This is a genomic window from Flavobacterium zepuense (assembly GCF_007097145.1).
GTDB classification, from domain to species: domain Bacteria; phylum Bacteroidota; class Bacteroidia; order Flavobacteriales; family Flavobacteriaceae; genus Flavobacterium; species Flavobacterium zepuense.
In genome coordinates this window covers 228,140-245,720 of record NZ_VJVZ01000006.1, presented here as the reverse complement: position 1 = coordinate 245,720, position 17,581 = coordinate 228,140, and the positions used below count along the sequence as shown (strand labels likewise).

Below are 17,581 nucleotides of genomic sequence, written 5' to 3'. Positions count from 1 at the left end.
TGTCGGGATGAAATTTACAGCAGAACAAATAGCAGGTATACTGGAGGGCGACATTGTGGGCAACCCACAGGCCGAAGTACATAAGCTATCTAAAATAGAGGAGGGGACAGAGGGAGCCATTACTTTTTTGGCTAACCCAAAGTACCAGTCTTACATATACACCACTCAGGCATCTATTACTATTGTTAACCGTACTTTTGAGCCGGAGAACGATATTTTTACTACACTTATTAAAGTTGACGATGCTTATAAGGCATTCTCTAAACTTTTAGAATACTATAACGAGGTTAAATTAATGAAATCAGGCATAGAGCAGCCTTCGGTATTATCAGAAGGGGTTACATATGGCGATAACCTTTACCTGGGCAGTTTTTGCTATGTAGGCAAAAATGTAAAAATAGGTAATAATGTAAAAATATATCCTAACACTTTTGTAGGCGATAATGTTACCATTGGCGATAATACCATTCTTTTTGCCGGCGTAAGAGTTTACTCTGAAACTGAGATAGGAAGTGGCTGCACCTTACATTCGGGTTCTATTATAGGGTCTGATGGATTTGGCTTTGCGCCTAATGAAGAGGGCATTTACAGCAAAGTACCGCAAATAGGTAATGTTGTAATAGAAGATAATGTTGATGTAGGTTCGTGTACAACTATAGACAGGGCTACAATGGGATCTACAGTTATTAAAAAGGGTGTTAAGCTTGATAACCAGATACAAATTGCACACAATGTAGTAATTGGTGAGAATACCGTTATAGCATCGCAAACCGGTGTGGCGGGATCTACAAAGATAGGCAGCAATTGTATTATTGGCGGCCAGGTAGGCATTGTGGGCCATATTACTATAGGTAATAATGTAAGGATACAGGCGCAATCTGGGGTTGCAAAGAACATTCCGGATGGAGATATTATACAGGGTTCGCCATCAATGGCATACGGTGATTTTAGTAAATCGTATGTTCATTTTAGAAACTTGCCTAAAATAGTAGCTGATTTAGAGGATCTTAAAAAAGTTAAATCGTAACAAAGAAGTAAATTAAAAAATCATATAATGGTTAAACAAACCACAATCAGGAGTGAGATTTCATTAAAGGGAGTGGGCCTGCACACAGGAAAAGAGGTTACAATGACTTTTAAGCCCGCACCTGTAAACAACGGATACACTTTTGTAAGGGTAGACCTTGAAGGCCAGCCTGTTGTAGAAGCAGATGCTAATTATGTAATTAATACACAACGAGGTACAAACCTTGAAAAAAAAGGTGTTAAGATACAAACATCAGAACATGTGCTTGCTGCATTTGTAGGCTGTGATGTTGATAATGTTATTATTGAGCTGGATGCATCTGAACCTCCTATAATGGATGGATCTTCTAAATATTTTGTGGAGGCTATTGAAAAGGTTGGAGTAGAAGAGCAGGATGCCGAACGTAAAGTGTATGTTGTTAAAGAGGTTATCTCATATATTGATGAGGCAACCGGCAGCGAGATAATACTTATGCCGGCTGATGATTACCAGGTTACTACTATGGTAGACTTTGGTACTAAAGTGCTTGGTACACAAAATGCTACTTTAAAAAATATTAGGGATTTCAAAGCTGAAATTGCCGATTCGCGCACGTTTAGTTTTTTACACGAGCTTGAAGCTTTACTACAAAACGGCCTTATTAAAGGCGGTGACCTTAACAACGCTATCGTTTATGTAGATAAGGAAATTTCTCCCGAAACTATGGAGAGCCTTAAAGTTGCTTTCGGCAAAGACAGTATTACTGTTAAGCCAAACGGCATTTTAGATAACCTTACACTGCATTACCCTAATGAGGCTGCAAGACATAAATTACTGGATGTTATAGGCGACCTTGCCCTTATTGGTACCCGTATTAGAGGTAAAGTAATAGCAAATAAGCCGGGACATTTTGTAAACACTCAGTTTGCTAAAAAGATGTCTAAAATTATTAAGGCAGAACAGCGCAACCAGGTGCCGGTGTATGACCTGCATAAGGAACCGTTGATGGACATCCATAAAATTATGGCCATGCTGCCTCACAGGCCGCCGTTCTTATTAGTAGATAAGATATTAGAAATGAGCGAAAATCACGTGGTAGGGCTTAAAAACGTTACCATGAACGAGAGCTTTTTTATAGGCCACTTTCCTGGTGCACCGGTTATGCCGGGCGTACTTATAGTAGAAGCTATGGCGCAAACAGGGGGTATATTGATTTTAAGCACTGTACCGGATCCTGAAAATTACCTTACGTATTTTATGAAAATAGATAACGTTAAGTTTAAGCATAAAGTACTTCCCGGCGATACACTTGTATTCAATTGTAACCTTATATCGCCTATACGCAGGGGTATTTGCCATATGCATGCAGGAGCTTATGCTAACGGTAAACTGGTTGCCGAAGCCGAACTTATGGCGCAAATAGCCAGAAACCCACAACAAAACACTACTACAGTATGAACCAACCCTTAGCATATGTACATCCAGGCGCTAAAATAGCCAAAAATGTGGTTATTGAGCCTTTTACCACCATCCACAACAATGTGGAGATAGGTGAGGGAACCTGGATAGGGTCTAACGTTACTATTATGGAAGGCGCCAGGATTGGCAAAAATTGCAATATATTTCCCGGCGCAGTAATATCTGCTGTACCACAGGACCTTAAATTTGGAGGTGAAGATTCACTTGCAATAATAGGGGATAATACAACTGTACGTGAGTCGGTTACAATAAACAGAGGTACAGTGGCATCGGGTGTTACCAAAATAGGTAAAAACTGTCTTATCATGGCTACTGCACACATTGCACACGATTGCCATATTGGCGATAATGCCATAATAGTTAATGGTGTCGCCCTTGCAGGCCACGTAACTATAGGTAACTATGCTATTATTGGTGGGCTTGCAGCCATACACCAGTTTATTAGCATAGGCGACCATGCCATGATATCCGGAGGGTCACTGGTACGTAAAGATGTACCGCCATTTACTAAAGCCGCTAAAGAGCCATTATCTTATGTTGGTATCAACTCTATCGGCTTAAGAAGGCGTGGTTTTACATCAGAAAAAATCAGGGAGATACAGGACATTTACAGGATCTTATACCAAAAAAACTATAATACTACCCAAGCGCTTAGCCTTATAGAAGCCGAAATGGAGGCAACTCCAGAGCGTGATGAGATCATACTTTTCATAAGAAATTCATCAAGAGGTATAATGAAAGGTTATACAGGCTATTAATAGCCTGCTGCTGCAATACGATACATAAACAAATAAATTAGAATTTTCAAACATACTTATAATGGCAAGTACATCAGATATCAGGAACGGGTTATGCATTAAATTTAACCATGACATATACAAAATAATCGAGTTTCTTCATGTTAAACCAGGTAAAGGCCCGGCTTTCGTAAGAACAAAACTTAAAAGCCTTACTAATGGTAAAGTATTGGATAATACTTTTTCTGCAGGCCACAAAATCGACGACGTAAGGGTAGAAACACACAAATTCCAGTTCTTGTATCCTGAAGGCGACCAATACCACTTTATGCACGCCGAAACGTATGAGCAAATTTCATTACACAAAGACATTCTTGATGCACCGGATCTACTGAAAGAAGGTGAGAATGTAATGGTAATCATCAATGCTGAAACCGAAGCACCTCTATCTGTAGATATGCCTGCTTCAGTTGTTCTTGAAGTTACTTATGCTGAGCCGGGTGTTAAAGGTAACACTGCTACAAATGCTACCAAGCCTGCTAAATTAGAAACAGGAGCTTCTATAAACGTACCTTTGTTTATTAACGAAGGTGATAAAATTAAAATTGACACTGCTACAGGTTCTTACCTTGAGCGTGTAAAACAATAATTGAAAGTCGGCGAAAGCCGACTTTGTTATTTATAGCATTTCCGTAAAGGAAATCAGGCAGTATCAAAAAAAATATAGTAAGTTAGCTTATACTTTATAAAGAATGAAATTCCCAAATGTTTATCCTTTAAAGGAAATCGCAGCCATTATTGCCAGCGAGTATGTAGGAGATGATAATTATCCGGTATACGGCATGAACGAAATACATGTGGTAGAACCCGGCGATATTGTTTTTGTAGACCACCCAAAATATTACGACAAGGCTTTACAATCGGCCGCCACAGTAATACTTATCAATAAAAAAGTAGATTGCCCTGAGGGTAAAGCGCTTTTAATATCTGATGATCCATTCAGGGATTTTAATACACTTACACGCCATTTCAGGCCATTTCAACAGTCTAATGTCTCAATTGCGCCAACAGCTAAAATAGGTGAGGGTACTGTTATTCAACCCAATACCTTTGTAGGTAATAACGTTACCATTGGTAAAAATTGCCTTATACATTCTAATGTAGCTATTTACGACAATACAATTATTGGCGATAATGTAATTATACATGCCGGTACAGTACTTGGCGGCGACGCTTTTTACTATAAAAAACGCGCTGAAGGCTTTGATCAGCTGTTATCAGGTGGCCGTGTTGTAATTCAGGATAATGTAGGTATAGGAGCGCTTTGTACTATAGACAAAGGCGTTACAGGCGATACCACTATTGGTGAAGGAACTAAAATTGATAACCAGGTACACATTGGGCATGACACTGTTATTGGTAAAAAATGCTTAATTGCATCGCAAACCGGTATTGCAGGTTGTGTTATTGTTGAAGATGAAGTTACTATGTGGGGACAGGTGGGTGTAACCAGTGCTATAACCATTGGTTATAAAGCGGTTATACAAGCACAGGCAGGTGTATCTAAATCATTAGAGGGCGGTAAAGCATATTTTGGCAGCCCTGCCGAAGAAGCACGCGAAAAATTAAAACAAATGGCTAATGTTAAGCGCATACCTGAAATTTTAGAAAGAATAAAATAAATTAGATATGGCAGCAAAAGAGATTGTACAGGAATATTACAGATCGGGTGCTTTGCATAATCCTCAAATTATGGCAACATACATCCATAAAGATTTTAACCTGGAATGGTACAGTACAAAAGGCTATTTTGAGGCTGACAGAGATGATATACTTGCCCTTGCCGGGGAACTTGCAAAATCGTACGTAACATCATACGTTCATATAAAACAAATAATATCAGAGGGCAATATTGTTTCTGTGCGTTATACACATCATGTTACGACTATAGAAAACCCTCAGGAAGATATGATACTGGGTCATTTTATGGTAATTTGGGAAGTTAAACATGACAAATTATTTAAAGCGCATTTAATGAGCCATCCCGGTTAGTAAATTTAAAGATAAGGTAGAGAATTCTGCAAAATTGATATACAAATAATAAAAAAACCTTTATAGGTATTGGTTAAAAACCTATTTTTGTACCGCTAATACTAAAATTAATAAAATATATATCATGAGTGTTTTAGTTAATAAAGATTCCAAAATAATTGTACAGGGTTTTACAGGCAGTGAAGGTACTTTTCACGCTACCCAAATGATTGAATATGGTACTAATGTTGTTGGTGGTGTTACCCCTGGTAAAGGTGGTACTACGCACTTAGACCGCCCTGTTTTTAACACTGTAAAAGATGCAGTAGAAATTGCCGGTGCAGATACTACTATTATATTCGTTCCGCCTGCATTTGCTGCTGATGCAATTATGGAAGCTGCCGAAGCAGGTATTAAAGTAATTATTACAATTACAGAAGGTATTCCTGTTGCAGATATGATTAAAGCTTTTGATTATATTAAAGATAAAGATTGCCGCCTTATAGGCCCTAACTGCCCGGGTGTTATTACTCCGGGAGAGGCTAAAGTTGGTATCATGCCAGGCTTTGTGTTTAAAAAAGGTACTGTAGGTATTGTTTCTAAATCAGGTACTCTTACTTATGAAGCGGCAGACCAGGTTGTTAAACAAGGTTTAGGTATTACTACAGCTATAGGTATTGGTGGCGACCCAATTATTGGTACTACTACTAAAGAGGCTGTTGAATTACTTATGAATGACCCTGAAACTGAAATCATTATAATGATTGGTGAAATTGGTGGCCAGCTTGAAGCTGATGCTGCCACATGGGTTAAAGCTGATGGAAACAGGAAACCGGTTGTTGGCTTTATAGCTGGTGAAACTGCTCCTAAAGGCCGTACAATGGGCCATGCCGGTGCAATTGTTGGCGGGTCTGATGATACAGCCGAAGCTAAAAAACGCATCATGAGGGAGAACGGTATACACGTTGTAGACTCTCCTGCTGAAATTGGATTAAAAGTTAAAGAAATTTTAGGTTAATCCTTTAATTATCATATATATAAAAGCCCCAAATTGGGGCTTTTATCATTTTATAAGTTTTAGCGCTTTGGTAAAAGTTTCGGTACTGTTGTTTGTAAGATATTGCGGTAAATAATCTTCCCGTGGTGTACCATTAACGTGGTACATTTTCTCATACGGAATCTGGAAGCCAATTTTAGTATTCTTCATATTAAAAGAGTAAATAGCGCCTATTAATCCTGCCATTTTTGTGCCGGCTATCTTTGCCCTCTTCATGGCATCAAATCCTATAGCCATACCTTCACCCATACTGCCTGTCCAGTGGCCCACCATAACCACAACTTTATTTTTGTAGGTTGTTTTTCTGGGTACTACATATTCTATCCAGGAGCGCACAGTTCCGTATTCTTTCTCATTAATTACGTGTTTTTGGTAAGGGAGTTCTTTGTCTGTAAACCTTCCCATAATTGCTCGGGCCACGGTAGTGTTTCCACCACCGGGAGTTTCGGTAAGGTCTAAAACAATGCCTTTGGTTTGCATTAATTCATCTAAGGCTTTATCAAAAGCAGTAATAAGGCTGTTGTTACCTAATGAATTATTGATCTTTATATAGCCAATGTTTCCATCAAGGATTTTGTATTCGATAAGATCTTCAAAGTTTTTAACTTCAATATCATCTGGCTTATAGGTTTTTAAAGTACCGTTTTCGTTTACGGTAAATTCTCTTTTTTTATCATAAGTTCCGGCAAATAGCATATTTATTGCATAATCGTACATTGCCGGAGTATAGGCAGTAGCCGACTTTGGCAGGAATTTTTCCAGCTGTGCATTAATAGGTTTATTATTAAATTGCTTTATTTCCATACCCGGTTTAATCCCGCATTTTTCTGCTATTGAATTTAGCCTGACATCGGATATTACATAAGCATTTCCCTTTTTTACCGCATACACATCAGCACCACTGGGAATAATCCTGTTAGAGGTTGTGTAATTTGTATTTAACGATACATGCCCGTTATGAAATTCGTTTACAACCCGCTCTAAAAAGCAGGTAAACTCGTAATTGTTTTTAATGGTATCGGTTGCAGGTAAATAAATTTCTTTGGCTTTATTCCAATCGATACCGCTTTCATCAAAATACCCGTAGTAGGAATTGTAGTCTTCCCAAAACTCTAAAAAATCTTCTTTATAGATATTTTGCGCTTGTACATTTTGGTAGTCTAAAGCAAATAAAATTATGCAGGTAATAGGGGCTAAACGTAAGAAATTCATCTCTTTTCTTACAAATATATAAAAATGCTTTACATCAGGATAACTTATCTAAAATAGCTTTTAAATCTACTGCATCTTTAAAAAAGTTGGCCCACAAGTCTCCCTTTTCTTTTACACGTTTTGGCAGGGTTTTAATATTGTAATTTTTAAGGTCGAATTTTTTTTCGTTGAGCTCTTCCCAATCTAATGGAGTGCTTGCTGTAGCTCCTTCACGCGGGCGAAGCGAATATGCACAGGCCATAGTTTTACCTTTGCCATTTTGTAAAAAATCTAAGTACACTTTGCCAATACGTTTTTTGGGCATCCGCTCAAGGCTGGTAATATCCGGCAATGCACTGTTAACAGCCTGGCTTATAATATGTGAAAAATCACGGCTCTGGTCATAACTGTATTTAGGTTTTATGGGAATAAATACATGCAGCCCTTTACCGCCCGATGTTTTAAGATAACCGGTAATACCAAGGCTGTCTAAAATTTCTTTTACTTTATTGGCAGTGGTAACCAGGTCTTTTAAAGATGCTTTGTTAGGATCAAGGTCAAAAATAATATAGTCGGGATTATCAAGGCTGCCTACTCGGCTGCTCCACGGATTAATTTCTATACAACCCAGGTTTGCCATGTAAATAAGGGTCTCTTTGTCATTACAAATAAGATACTCAATATCTTCCTTGGTTGAATCAGAATGGATTTTCTCGGTCTGTGCCCAGTCCGGAGCTGAATCGGCAACGTTTTTCTGAAAGAAACCGTCTTTATCAATACCATTCGGCGTCCTTCGCATAGATTGTGGGCGGTCTTTAATGTATGGCATTATCCACTGCGACATTTCATCGTAATAATTTATTACGTCGCCTTTGGTATAGCCCTCAACAGGCCAGAATACTTTATCAGGATGGGTAACCGGTGCTTTAGTTTTATCCCATCCTTTTTTAGAAACCGACTTAGAAACAGTTGTTTTAGATTTCACTTTCGGTTTTGATCCTTTTACAGTTTCTTCCTTTACAGTTGTATTTTTTACTGAAGTTTTGAGTTTAGTATCTAAAGTTACTTTTTTCATCTTTTCTTTGCTAACTAATTTATCTTTAGCTATGGCTTGCTCCCGTGTAACATCTTTAGGATCTTTATCGGTTCGTAATGCAATAAACACAGGGTGTCTAAGGCTTCCTGTTTCGGTCCATTCGCTGTATTTAATCTCGGCAACCAGTTCCGGCTTAACAAAATGAGCACCACGTTCTTTTGGCTTAGTTTTAAACGGCGATGTTTTTTGCTCCAGTTTGAGTAGTTTTTTGTGCATGTCTGTTAACGAATCTTCGTTAAATCCTGTGCCCACTTTACCGGAGTAAATAAACTCTCCATCCTGGTAATAACCAAGCAATAACGACCCAAAACCGCTTCTTGAACCCTGCGGGTCTGTAAAGCCGCCTATAACCATTTCCTGCTCTTTGCTAACTTTGATTTTCAGCCAGTCCTTACTACGCTTATTGATATGGTATTTGGAGTTTGCCTTTTTAGCAATAAGCCCTTCGCCGCCATCTTTTTCTACTTTTTTTAGCGCTTTGCTGCCATCGCCAACAATATGTCCTGAATAGATAATCTCATCAGATTGCGGCAACAATGCCTCTAATATTTTTTTACGTTGAACAAGATTGAGCGAAGTAAGGTCGAACCCATTAAAATAAAGTATATCAAACACATAACATTTTAATTTGCCACGATCTGGATTTTCGGCAAAATACTGCAGCCACTGAAAATGGCTCATACCTTTATCATCTTCTACCACAATCTCGCCGTCTAAAACTACGTCATTCGTAACAGCTTCAAAAGCTTGTACCAGAGGGGCGTATTTTTTATTAAATGAAATACCATTGCGCGACACAAGGTTAACTTTACCGCCATTAACCTGAATTATAGCCCGGTAACCATCATACTTTGTTTCATAAATCCATTCATCATTATCAAAAACTTCATCGGTTAATGTTGCGAGTTGTGGGAGCCAGTCAACAGGAAATTCTTTTAATTTTTTAGCATCGGCCACATCATCGGCAGTAAAGGAAGGAGAGCTGCTATCTGTGCCAACATCTTCAGGAATAGCATCCTTATTACCCGCTAACTTCTTTTCTTCATCCCGATTGCTGTTCCATACATCTGATTTTTTATCATCGGCAATATCATCCATCGTCCTGCCGGCAAGCACCGATGTTTGATCAAATTCTTTCTTATCGGCATATTCATCTTTTGCTTTCATAAGCAGCCATTCCTGGTCTTTGCCGTGCATGTGTACCAAGTGGTAAGAGCCGTTTACTTTTTTGCCGCTCATAACCACTTTTATATTACCCTCGTCATGCATCTTGCGCAATAGTTTTTCGCTTTCAGCAACACTATCGCTGCCTTCGGCAAGATATGTACCGGTATCCCAAACCATAACAGTGCCGCCACCATACTGGCCTTTGGGTATAGTGCCTTCAAAATTAATATAATCCATTGGGTGATCTTCTACATGCATTGCAAGGCGCTTAACGGATGGATCGGCACTGGGGCCCTTAGGTACAGCCCAGCTAACAAGTACACCATCTATCTCCAGCCTGAAATCAAAATGCAGGTGGGAGGCCGCATGTTTCTGAATTACAAAATGCAACTCTTTGCCGCCTTTTTTTACTTTACCTTTAGGTTCGGCAGTTTTTTTAAAATCCCTTTTCTTATTATATTCAGATAATTTAGGCATAACACTTAGTTTTTAATGGCAGCAAGGCTGGCCTTAAGCTGTTCTAACAAATCGTCTTTAGCGGCAGTTTTTTTACGGGAACGGGTAGGGGTTTCTACCTTTTCGCCCGGTTTGGCAGCACCTTTTTTCTTAATGAGTTTAATTAGTTCGTCTTTATAAGTGTCTTTATATTTAGAGGGGTCAAAAGAATCGGTAAGCTGGTCGATAATGGTGAGTGCCATATCAAGCTCTTTTTTAGCGATTTTAATATCGGTTGGGATGAGCGTAGCCTCTTCAGGATCGCGTAATTCATCGTTAAAGCGAATCTGGATGAGCAGTATGGCATCATCTTCAACCTTAAGTATCCCAAGATGCTGCGTAGTACGCATTACAAATTTGCAAAGCCCAACTTTTTGCGACTTTTTGAGAGCCTCTCTCAATAATGCATAAACCTTTTTAGCATCTTTAGAAGGCTCTACTATATAAGGCTTCTCTAAGTATTTAGATGGAATTTCTTCTTCCTTAATAAACTCAAAAATGTCTATTGTTTGAGTCTTTTCGGGAGATATCTTATTAAAATCATCCTTGTCAATTATAATATAATCGCCATTTTCTTTACGGTAGCCTTTAGCAATATCTTCCCATGATACTTCTTTGCCGTCTTTTTTACAAACGCGCACATATTGTATTTTGCATTTGTCTTTTTGGCGAATCATATCCAGGTTAATGTTGTGTGTTTGTGTGCCGCTGTATAGCTTTATAGGGATGTTTACCAGCCCAAAGCTTATGCTTCCTTTCCAGATCGCTTTCATAGTTTGTGTTGTATTAGGGCTTTATTAAGCCAACAAAAGCGATAACCGTTATGGTTATCGCTTATTAAAGTTAGAGATTGTATGTATTGAAAACTAAGGTTTTAATACTACTTTCACACAATTATCTTCTTTGTTATTAAAGATGTCGTACATTTTTGCGGCATCGCTTAACGCAACTGTATGTGTTATTACATCTTCAAGCGTTACCTTGCCGGTTTCTACCAGGTTAATAAGGTTATCTATGTAATTGTGCACCGGCGCCTGGCCGCCCCTAAGTTTAATACCTTTATCAAACCACTGGTGTAACGGGAAGTTATCAAATGGAGTACCGTATACGCCAACAACGGTTACCGTACCGCCACGGCGCACGGCATCAAAACAGCGTTGTAGTGTTTTCATAGTGCCCATTTCGCCTTGTATAAGGTTTTTTGCACTTGCCCAAAACGAATGTTCGGCTTCCATACCCACAGCATCCACGCAAACATCGGCACCATAGCCGCCCGTCATAGCTCTAATTGCTTCTACCGCATCTACATCCTTACCATTAATAGTTTCTGCGTTAGCGGCAAGCCTTGCTTTTTCTAAACGGTAATCTAATATATCTACACCAATTACCCTTCCGGCACCACGCAACCATGCAGATTTCATTGCCATGATGCCTACCGGGCCACAACCAAATACCACTACAGTTTCGCCACCTTTAAGTTCTGCCCAGTCTATTGCACTCCATCCGGTAGGGAAAATGTCGGTTAAAAACAGGGCCTGGTCATCGGTAAGGTTGTCTGAAATTTTACGCGGACCGTAATCTGCATAAGGCACTCTAACGTACTCAGCCTGGCCACCGCTATAACCTCCGTAAAGATCGGTATAGCCAAACAATGCGCCGCCTTTGCCTTTAGCCAATCCGCCTTCTGGTCCGTACATTTCCGGGTTTGAATTTTCGCAATGTGTTGGCAGGCTCATGTTGCAAAAGTGACAGGTGCCGCATGAGATAGGGAAGGGCACCACTACACGGTCCCCAACCCTTAGGTTGCTTACGCCGCTACCTACTTCTTCTACAATACCCATAAACTCATGGCCCATAACCATACTGTGCGGCTGCGGAATGTAACCGTTATAAATATGCAGGTCAGATCCGCATATTGCTGTAGATGTTACTTTTAGGATGACGTCCCTTGGCTCTTCGATAATTGGGTCATCAACGGTGTCTACCCTTACGTCTTTTGGTTTGTGAAATACAAGTGCTTTCATAAAATGGTATTTAGTTTGGTTTATAAAATGTATAATTATTCGCCGGTTTCATCGTGCGGGGCATCTACGGGTTTGGATTGTGGCGATCCCTGTTGCCTTAAATAAATAGATAAAGCTACTATAGCAAATACCGATAAGAATTCGCTTTGCCAGTTTTGGAATGATTCGAACCAAAAACGTGAATCGGTAATATAATTTGCTGTGGTTTCTAAAGCTTCACCTTTAAGTTTATTTTCAACATTTTGGTCGGAAAGGCTTCCGTAAAAATGAAGTACAAACGATATAATAAATAATAGTAGCAATGCTATGGTTAGTGAATTTTGGTAAAGCTTTAAAATAAAGCCGCCCTTTTTAACCGGCCACGGAGTACCCTCTTTGTTTGGATTGGGCTTTTCATCAACTTCATCGGTACCATCAAATTTTTTAGACTCAGATGATCCTTTTTGTTTTAAGAAAATGGTAAGCACTACAAAAAGAGCCATTTGCAGGAATTCGCTTTCCCAATTCTCAAAAGTAGACTCAACAAAATGACCCGATGTAAGATATTGCTGCAAGTTTACAGCTGCACCTCCATTATCTATTAATTCTTTATTATATTCCTGGTGCCCAAACACTATTTGCGCCGCAAGAGTTATAACAAACAGAATTATAAATACTATAGACAGGCTGTTGTTTTTAATGAATTCTTTCATGGTTAAACGTGTTGGGTTAAAGAAAACATTAGTCCATAAAAAATGGGGTTTAAATAAACCCCATCTTTCAACAATGCTGCTGTATTACTCCATCTCACTATCATCTGCATCAGCAGCATCAAAATTAATGGTGTTGTAAGCGGCTTCTGTAAGTGTAATGTCTGCTCTTTTTTCTTCTTCAAGTGTTGTATGAAGAATATCGGCAACTTCATCTAAACCTAATGTTTTTGCAAAAGCGCAAAGTGTACCGTAAGTAGCAATTTCGTAATGCTCAATTTTTTGTGAGGCTGCAATGATACCCGCATCGCGTACCGGGCCCTGCTCAGTGCTTTCCATAATATCTGTACCTTCTTTTAAAAGGCCATCCATAGCTTCACATTTTTTTGCCACAGCCTTTTTACCAATAAGGGTAAACACCTGCTCTAAACGTGCAATTTGTTCTTCAGTTTCGGCAGTATGGTTGTTTATGCCTTCAATAAGGTTAGGGGTGGTAGCATTTTTAGCCATTTTAGGCAATGCTTTAACTAAAGCTTTCTCAGCCCAGTAAATATCTTTAAGGCTGTCTATAAATAGTTCTTTTAATCCTTCTGCCGCAGTAGATTTTGCTTTTACAACGCCGCGGTTAGTTGTTGTGCTCTTAGCTGCTGTAGCCTTTGTTGCAGTGGTAGATTTAGCCGCAGTTGTTTTTGCCGCTGTACTTCGTGATGCTGCTGTACTTTTTGTACTTTTAGCAGTAGTTTTGGTAGTTGCCATAATGTTTATGTATTGATTATTAGTTTGTATTTTCCCTCTCGAACTTAATCAAAGTTAGATAATGGTTAAGCCACACCTTGCTAATAAAATCATAAAACAATTTGTTGTAACAATACTTTAACTCGCTGTGTTATAGAATACTTAAAATAAGTTTAAGTAATTATATAATTATGTTTTTTAATTATAAAATGATGAAAAAAGCTTTTGAACCTATTGTGAATTATAATTCTAAAATATTGATTCTTGGAACGATGCCGGGAGAAAAATCATTACAAGTACAGGAATACTATGGTAACCGGGGTAACCAGTTTTGGCGTTTGTTGTTCACTCTTTATAATAAAGAGCTAACCCATGTATATAATGATAAGTTAAGTTTACTGGTAAATAACCACATTGCCTTATGGGATGTATTGCAGTATTGTGAGCGTGAGGGAAGCCTGGACAGCAATATTAAAAATGAAGTGCCTAATAATTTTGACGCTTTTTATAAAACCTATCCACAAATAAAGTACGTTTTCTTTTCCAGTAAAAATGCAGCGGCTTATTATGACAGGTATGTAGGCAGGAAAAATAACGTAGAATATGATGTGCTGCCATCGCCAAGTGGGGCCAATGCTACTAAAACGTTTACTCAAAAACTGGAAATATGGCAGCAAAAGCTGCTTCCGGTTTTAAAATGAGGCACATAGGTTACAATTTATATGATGAATATTGTAATGAAATTGGTATTTAATTGTAAGGAAATTTTGCATTGCAGCTTAAAAAAATATTTATCTTTGGTACGGTTTTAAGCCAATATATAAACTTTTTATTAGCGATGAAAAAAATTGCTTTACTGCTGTTACTCCTGTGCTCGTTGTCCGGTTTTAGCCAGGCTAATAGTTTTATTATTAGCAATGAAAAGCTTATATGGGAAAATGTTTTTATTAGTGAGGAAACTAATATTCCGGCCATTATTTCCAGGCACGTGCGCCTAAAAATTACATCATCTGAAGGTGGTGTTTATAAAGGCACCGGTACCGAGCTTAAAAATACCTGTCCGGGCACATCAGACTTTTTAAAAGACGACTTTAGCTTTGATTTTGAAATTGAGTTAAGGGAAGGCAAATACAGGGTAACAATAAGCAACCTTATATTCCTTAAAAAGACAGCTAAAAAGAAACATGCCCAGCCGATGGGTGCTGAAAAATTTCTTACAGATAAAGGTGTAATTAAAAGTGGTGGCAAATCTGATGCCGACCTTTTATGCCTTGACAACTACTTTAATAAAATTTTTAGTATGACTACGGCTTACAAAAACCGTCAGTAATAATTTTAATAATTTAACATACTTAAATACATTTTTTCTTACCTTTATAAAAAGTAAAGCGCTAAGGGTTAAGCCCTTCATGTTTTTTATAATGAATGAAACTACGTTTTATTTATCATGAAAGATAATAAATCTTAAAACAGGATCCTTCTTGGGTCCTTTTTTTATCTGTTTTATTTTCCATGCAACATTAAACTACAATGACTATGCGACTTTTAAGCCTTATTTTTTGTGTGATAACCTTCACAGCAACGCTCTTTTTCCTTATTTCAGATTTTCCCGACTTAAGTACTTTTGCAGGGTTTATTTACTTTACTATGATTATTATTTTGATGCTTATATGCATCACGGGCATTATTCTTAACCGTCCTGTTATATCAAGGATACATAACAAATTTAGGATACGTTTATAATAATTAAGTCATACAATCTAAAAATAAAGAGGCCATCCGTTTTAGGATAGCCTCTTTTTTATGTTGCTAATCTAAAGGCAGAGATGGATTTAAACCTCTCTGATTATAGTTCCTCTGCCTTAACAGATGTATTATTTATAGTAAATTGCAATAGTGATGATATGATTATGGTGAGTACTGCACCAATAATATTGAGCCATAAAAAGCTAACTACATCTTTATAATAAATATAAAATATGCATAACTGGCTTAGCGTTGCACCAATAAATATTGCTTGTGCCTTAATGTACTTAATATAAAATGCTACAAGGAAGATGCCCAGTACCGTGCCATAAAATATTGACCCTATAATATTTACCAACTGTATAAGATTCTCAAACATAGTACCTATACAGGCAAATAGTATAGCCACTACGCCCCAAAATAAGGTAAATATTTTGGCGGCATTTACAAAGTGCTTTTCTGATTTTTCGCCTTTAACGTTACGTTTGTAAATATCTATAGCGGTGGTAGATGCCAGTGCATTCAACCCCGATGCTGATGACGACATTGCTGCAGAGATAATAACTGCCAAAAGTAGTCCTATCATACCCTTCGGTAAAAAGTTTAAGATAAAGTACAGAAATACGTAATCTTTATCATTGGTTTCGGCTGTTTTATCAACCTGGCTTATAAGGTCTTTTGCTTGGTCACGCAGATCTTTTTCGCGGGTATTAAGCGCAATCATCCGATTGTGCAACTCTTTATTATCATAATCCTGGTTGAGCTGGTTTACGTAGAGCATACTTATCTCTTTTTTCTCAACAGCCAGTATGTCCAGTTGTTTTTCCAGTTTATTATATTCGCCTTTGTATTGCGAGTTGTTTATGCTTTGTGTATTGTTTGGGTTAAAATGCAGGGGAGCCGAGTGGAACTGGAAAAACACGAACACCATAACCCCAATTAACAATATAAAAAACTGCATAGGCACTTTTAAAAGGCCGTTCATTATAAGTCCCATCTGGCTTTCGCGGATAGATTTACCCGATAAATAACGCTGTACCTGGCTTTGGTCTGTCCCAAAATAAGAAAGGAAGAGGAACAAACCACCGGCAAGTCCACTCCAGATGGTATAACGTTTTTCAGGATCAAGAGAAAATTCTAATATATTCAACTTGTCATTAGCACCGGCAATATGCAGGGCGTTATTAAAGCTGAGTTCTTCGGGCAGGTAACTAAGGATAATAAAAAACGTGATGATCATACCGCCCATAATAACAAACATTTGTTGCTTTTGGGTAACGTTTACCGCACGCGTACCACCCGAAACGGTATAGATTATAACCATAACGCCTATTACAAGGTTCATTACGTTAAGATTCCACCCTAAGAGTGATGATAGTATAATGGCAGGGGCATAAATGGTTAGGCCAGTACCTAAACCGCGCTGTATCATAAATAAGATAGATGCCAGGGTACGTGTTTTAACATCAAAGCGCTGCTCTAAAAATTCGTAAGCGGTAAAAACCTTAAGCCTGTGGTATATGGGTATAAATGTAATGCAGATGATTACCATTGCCAGCGGCATACCAAAGTAAAACTGCACAAAGCCCATACCGTCATGGTAGGCCTGGCCGGGTGTTGAAAGAAATGTAATGGCACTGGCCTGGGTAGCCATAACCGATAGTCCCACTGTCCACCAAGGGGTTTCGTTGCTGCCTAATATGTATTCTTCTACGTTTTTACTGCCGCGTGTTTTTAATGCACCATAGGCAACAATAAAAATGAGCGTGGCAGAAAGTATGATCCAGTCTATTAACTGCATGCTACGAATATATTTGCATTAAAAAATAAAACAGCACTATATATATAATATTGAGCAGCAGCACCAGCGAGTAACTTTTTTTCCATGAAGTTGGATTATCTTTCATACCTGTTTGCTATATCTCTTTATAAGACTTGTATTCTTTTGTTTTGTTACAGAATTTTTAGTGGATTTGTTAATGTGGCAATGCGGTAATTTGTCGCTACTACCAAAATCAACTTGTGTTAATGCGTTAATTTGGTTATCTGGTTATCTGGTTATTTGTGGTGAATCTTGTCAATCAAATAACCGAATCCTCAAATAACCGAATCCCTGCATTAACAAATC

At 38.3% G+C, this 17,581-nt stretch carries 16 protein-coding genes; 9 read left to right on the top strand and 7 right to left on the bottom strand.

The genetic code is table 11. The features are described from left to right. The first annotated feature begins 7 nt into the window (after nt 1-7). From lpxD to sucD, 7 genes are all read left to right on the top strand, one after another. On the top strand, nt 8-1,027 hold the full coding sequence (gene lpxD / locus FMM05_RS11360) for a UDP-3-O-(3-hydroxymyristoyl)glucosamine N-acyltransferase (protein ID WP_143373502.1): 1,020 nt from the start codon (nt 8-10) through the stop codon (nt 1,025-1,027). A gap of 27 nt (nt 1,028-1,054) precedes the next feature. Then, a complete protein-coding gene (locus FMM05_RS11355) occupies nt 1,055-2,464 on the top strand; it encodes a bifunctional UDP-3-O-[3-hydroxymyristoyl] N-acetylglucosamine deacetylase/3-hydroxyacyl-ACP dehydratase (RefSeq protein ID WP_143373501.1) in 1,410 nt (469 codons plus the stop codon). Continuing rightward, nucleotides 2,461-3,243, top strand: a complete 783-nt coding sequence (gene lpxA, locus FMM05_RS11350; protein ID WP_143373500.1) for an acyl-ACP--UDP-N-acetylglucosamine O-acyltransferase — start codon at nt 2,461-2,463, stop codon at nt 3,241-3,243. The genes FMM05_RS11355 and lpxA overlap by 4 nt, the downstream gene beginning before the upstream one ends. A gap of 61 nt (nt 3,244-3,304) precedes the next feature. Beyond that, entirely contained in the window at nt 3,305-3,871 is a 567-nt protein-coding gene (gene efp / locus FMM05_RS11345; protein WP_143373499.1) for an elongation factor P, read from the top strand. 103 nt (nt 3,872-3,974) lie between these two features. Then, the gene (locus FMM05_RS11340; RefSeq protein WP_143373498.1) at nt 3,975-4,904 is read left to right on the top strand and encodes a UDP-3-O-(3-hydroxymyristoyl)glucosamine N-acyltransferase; all 930 of its coding nucleotides are present in this window, start codon (nt 3,975-3,977) and stop codon (nt 4,902-4,904) included. A gap of 7 nt (nt 4,905-4,911) precedes the next feature. Continuing rightward, a complete protein-coding gene (locus tag FMM05_RS11335) occupies nt 4,912-5,274 on the top strand; it encodes a nuclear transport factor 2 family protein (RefSeq protein ID WP_143373497.1) in 363 nt (120 codons plus the stop codon). Nucleotides 5,275-5,398: 124 nt separating this feature from the next. Beyond that, on the top strand, nt 5,399-6,271 hold the full coding sequence (sucD, locus tag FMM05_RS11330; RefSeq protein WP_143373496.1) for a succinate--CoA ligase subunit alpha: 873 nt from the start codon (nt 5,399-5,401) through the stop codon (nt 6,269-6,271). A 45-nt stretch (nt 6,272-6,316) separates the two neighbouring features. Here sucD and FMM05_RS11325 read toward each other — a convergent pair whose 3' ends face one another. The 6 genes from FMM05_RS11325 to FMM05_RS11300 form a co-directional block, all read right to left on the bottom strand. Next, nucleotides 6,317-7,522 (bottom strand): S41 family peptidase, encoded by a 1,206-nt coding sequence (locus tag FMM05_RS11325; protein WP_143373495.1) that lies wholly within the window; start codon nt 7,520-7,522, stop codon nt 6,317-6,319. Between the two features lie 34 nt (nt 7,523-7,556). Then, a complete protein-coding gene (ligD, locus tag FMM05_RS11320) occupies nt 7,557-10,241 on the bottom strand; it encodes a DNA ligase D (protein WP_143373494.1) in 2,685 nt (894 codons plus the stop codon). Between the two features lie 5 nt (nt 10,242-10,246). After that, nucleotides 10,247-11,032, bottom strand: coding sequence for a non-homologous end joining protein Ku (gene ku / locus FMM05_RS11315; RefSeq protein WP_143373493.1), 786 nt, complete (start codon nt 11,030-11,032; stop codon nt 10,247-10,249). 93 nt (nt 11,033-11,125) lie between these two features. Then, nucleotides 11,126-12,283: a zinc-dependent alcohol dehydrogenase gene (locus tag FMM05_RS11310; protein WP_143373492.1), complete on the bottom strand. Its 1,158-nt coding sequence runs from the start codon at nt 12,281-12,283 to the stop codon at nt 11,126-11,128. A 35-nt stretch (nt 12,284-12,318) separates the two neighbouring features. Beyond that, nucleotides 12,319-12,975 carry a DUF6766 family protein gene (locus FMM05_RS11305; protein ID WP_143373491.1) on the bottom strand — a complete coding sequence of 219 codons (657 nt, stop codon included), beginning with the start codon at nt 12,973-12,975 and terminating at the stop codon, nt 12,319-12,321. 84 nt (nt 12,976-13,059) lie between these two features. Then, the gene (locus FMM05_RS11300; RefSeq protein ID WP_143373490.1) at nt 13,060-13,728 is read right to left on the bottom strand and encodes a YciE/YciF ferroxidase family protein; all 669 of its coding nucleotides are present in this window, start codon (nt 13,726-13,728) and stop codon (nt 13,060-13,062) included. 188 nt (nt 13,729-13,916) lie between these two features. Between FMM05_RS11300 and FMM05_RS11295 the strand changes: the two genes are divergently transcribed. Continuing rightward, nucleotides 13,917-14,408 carry a DNA-deoxyinosine glycosylase gene (locus FMM05_RS11295; protein WP_143373489.1) on the top strand — a complete coding sequence of 164 codons (492 nt, stop codon included), beginning with the start codon at nt 13,917-13,919 and terminating at the stop codon, nt 14,406-14,408. Between the two features lie 137 nt (nt 14,409-14,545). Then, complete coding sequence (locus FMM05_RS11290) at nt 14,546-15,037, top strand: hypothetical protein (RefSeq protein ID WP_143373488.1); 492 nt, start codon at nt 14,546-14,548, stop codon at nt 15,035-15,037. A 516-nt stretch (nt 15,038-15,553) separates the two neighbouring features. Here the strand turns inward: FMM05_RS11290 and FMM05_RS11285 are convergent. Then, on the bottom strand, nt 15,554-17,254 hold the full coding sequence (locus FMM05_RS11285) for a sodium:solute symporter (RefSeq protein WP_143373487.1): 1,701 nt from the start codon (nt 17,252-17,254) through the stop codon (nt 15,554-15,556). Nucleotides 17,255-17,581 lie beyond the last annotated feature (327 nt).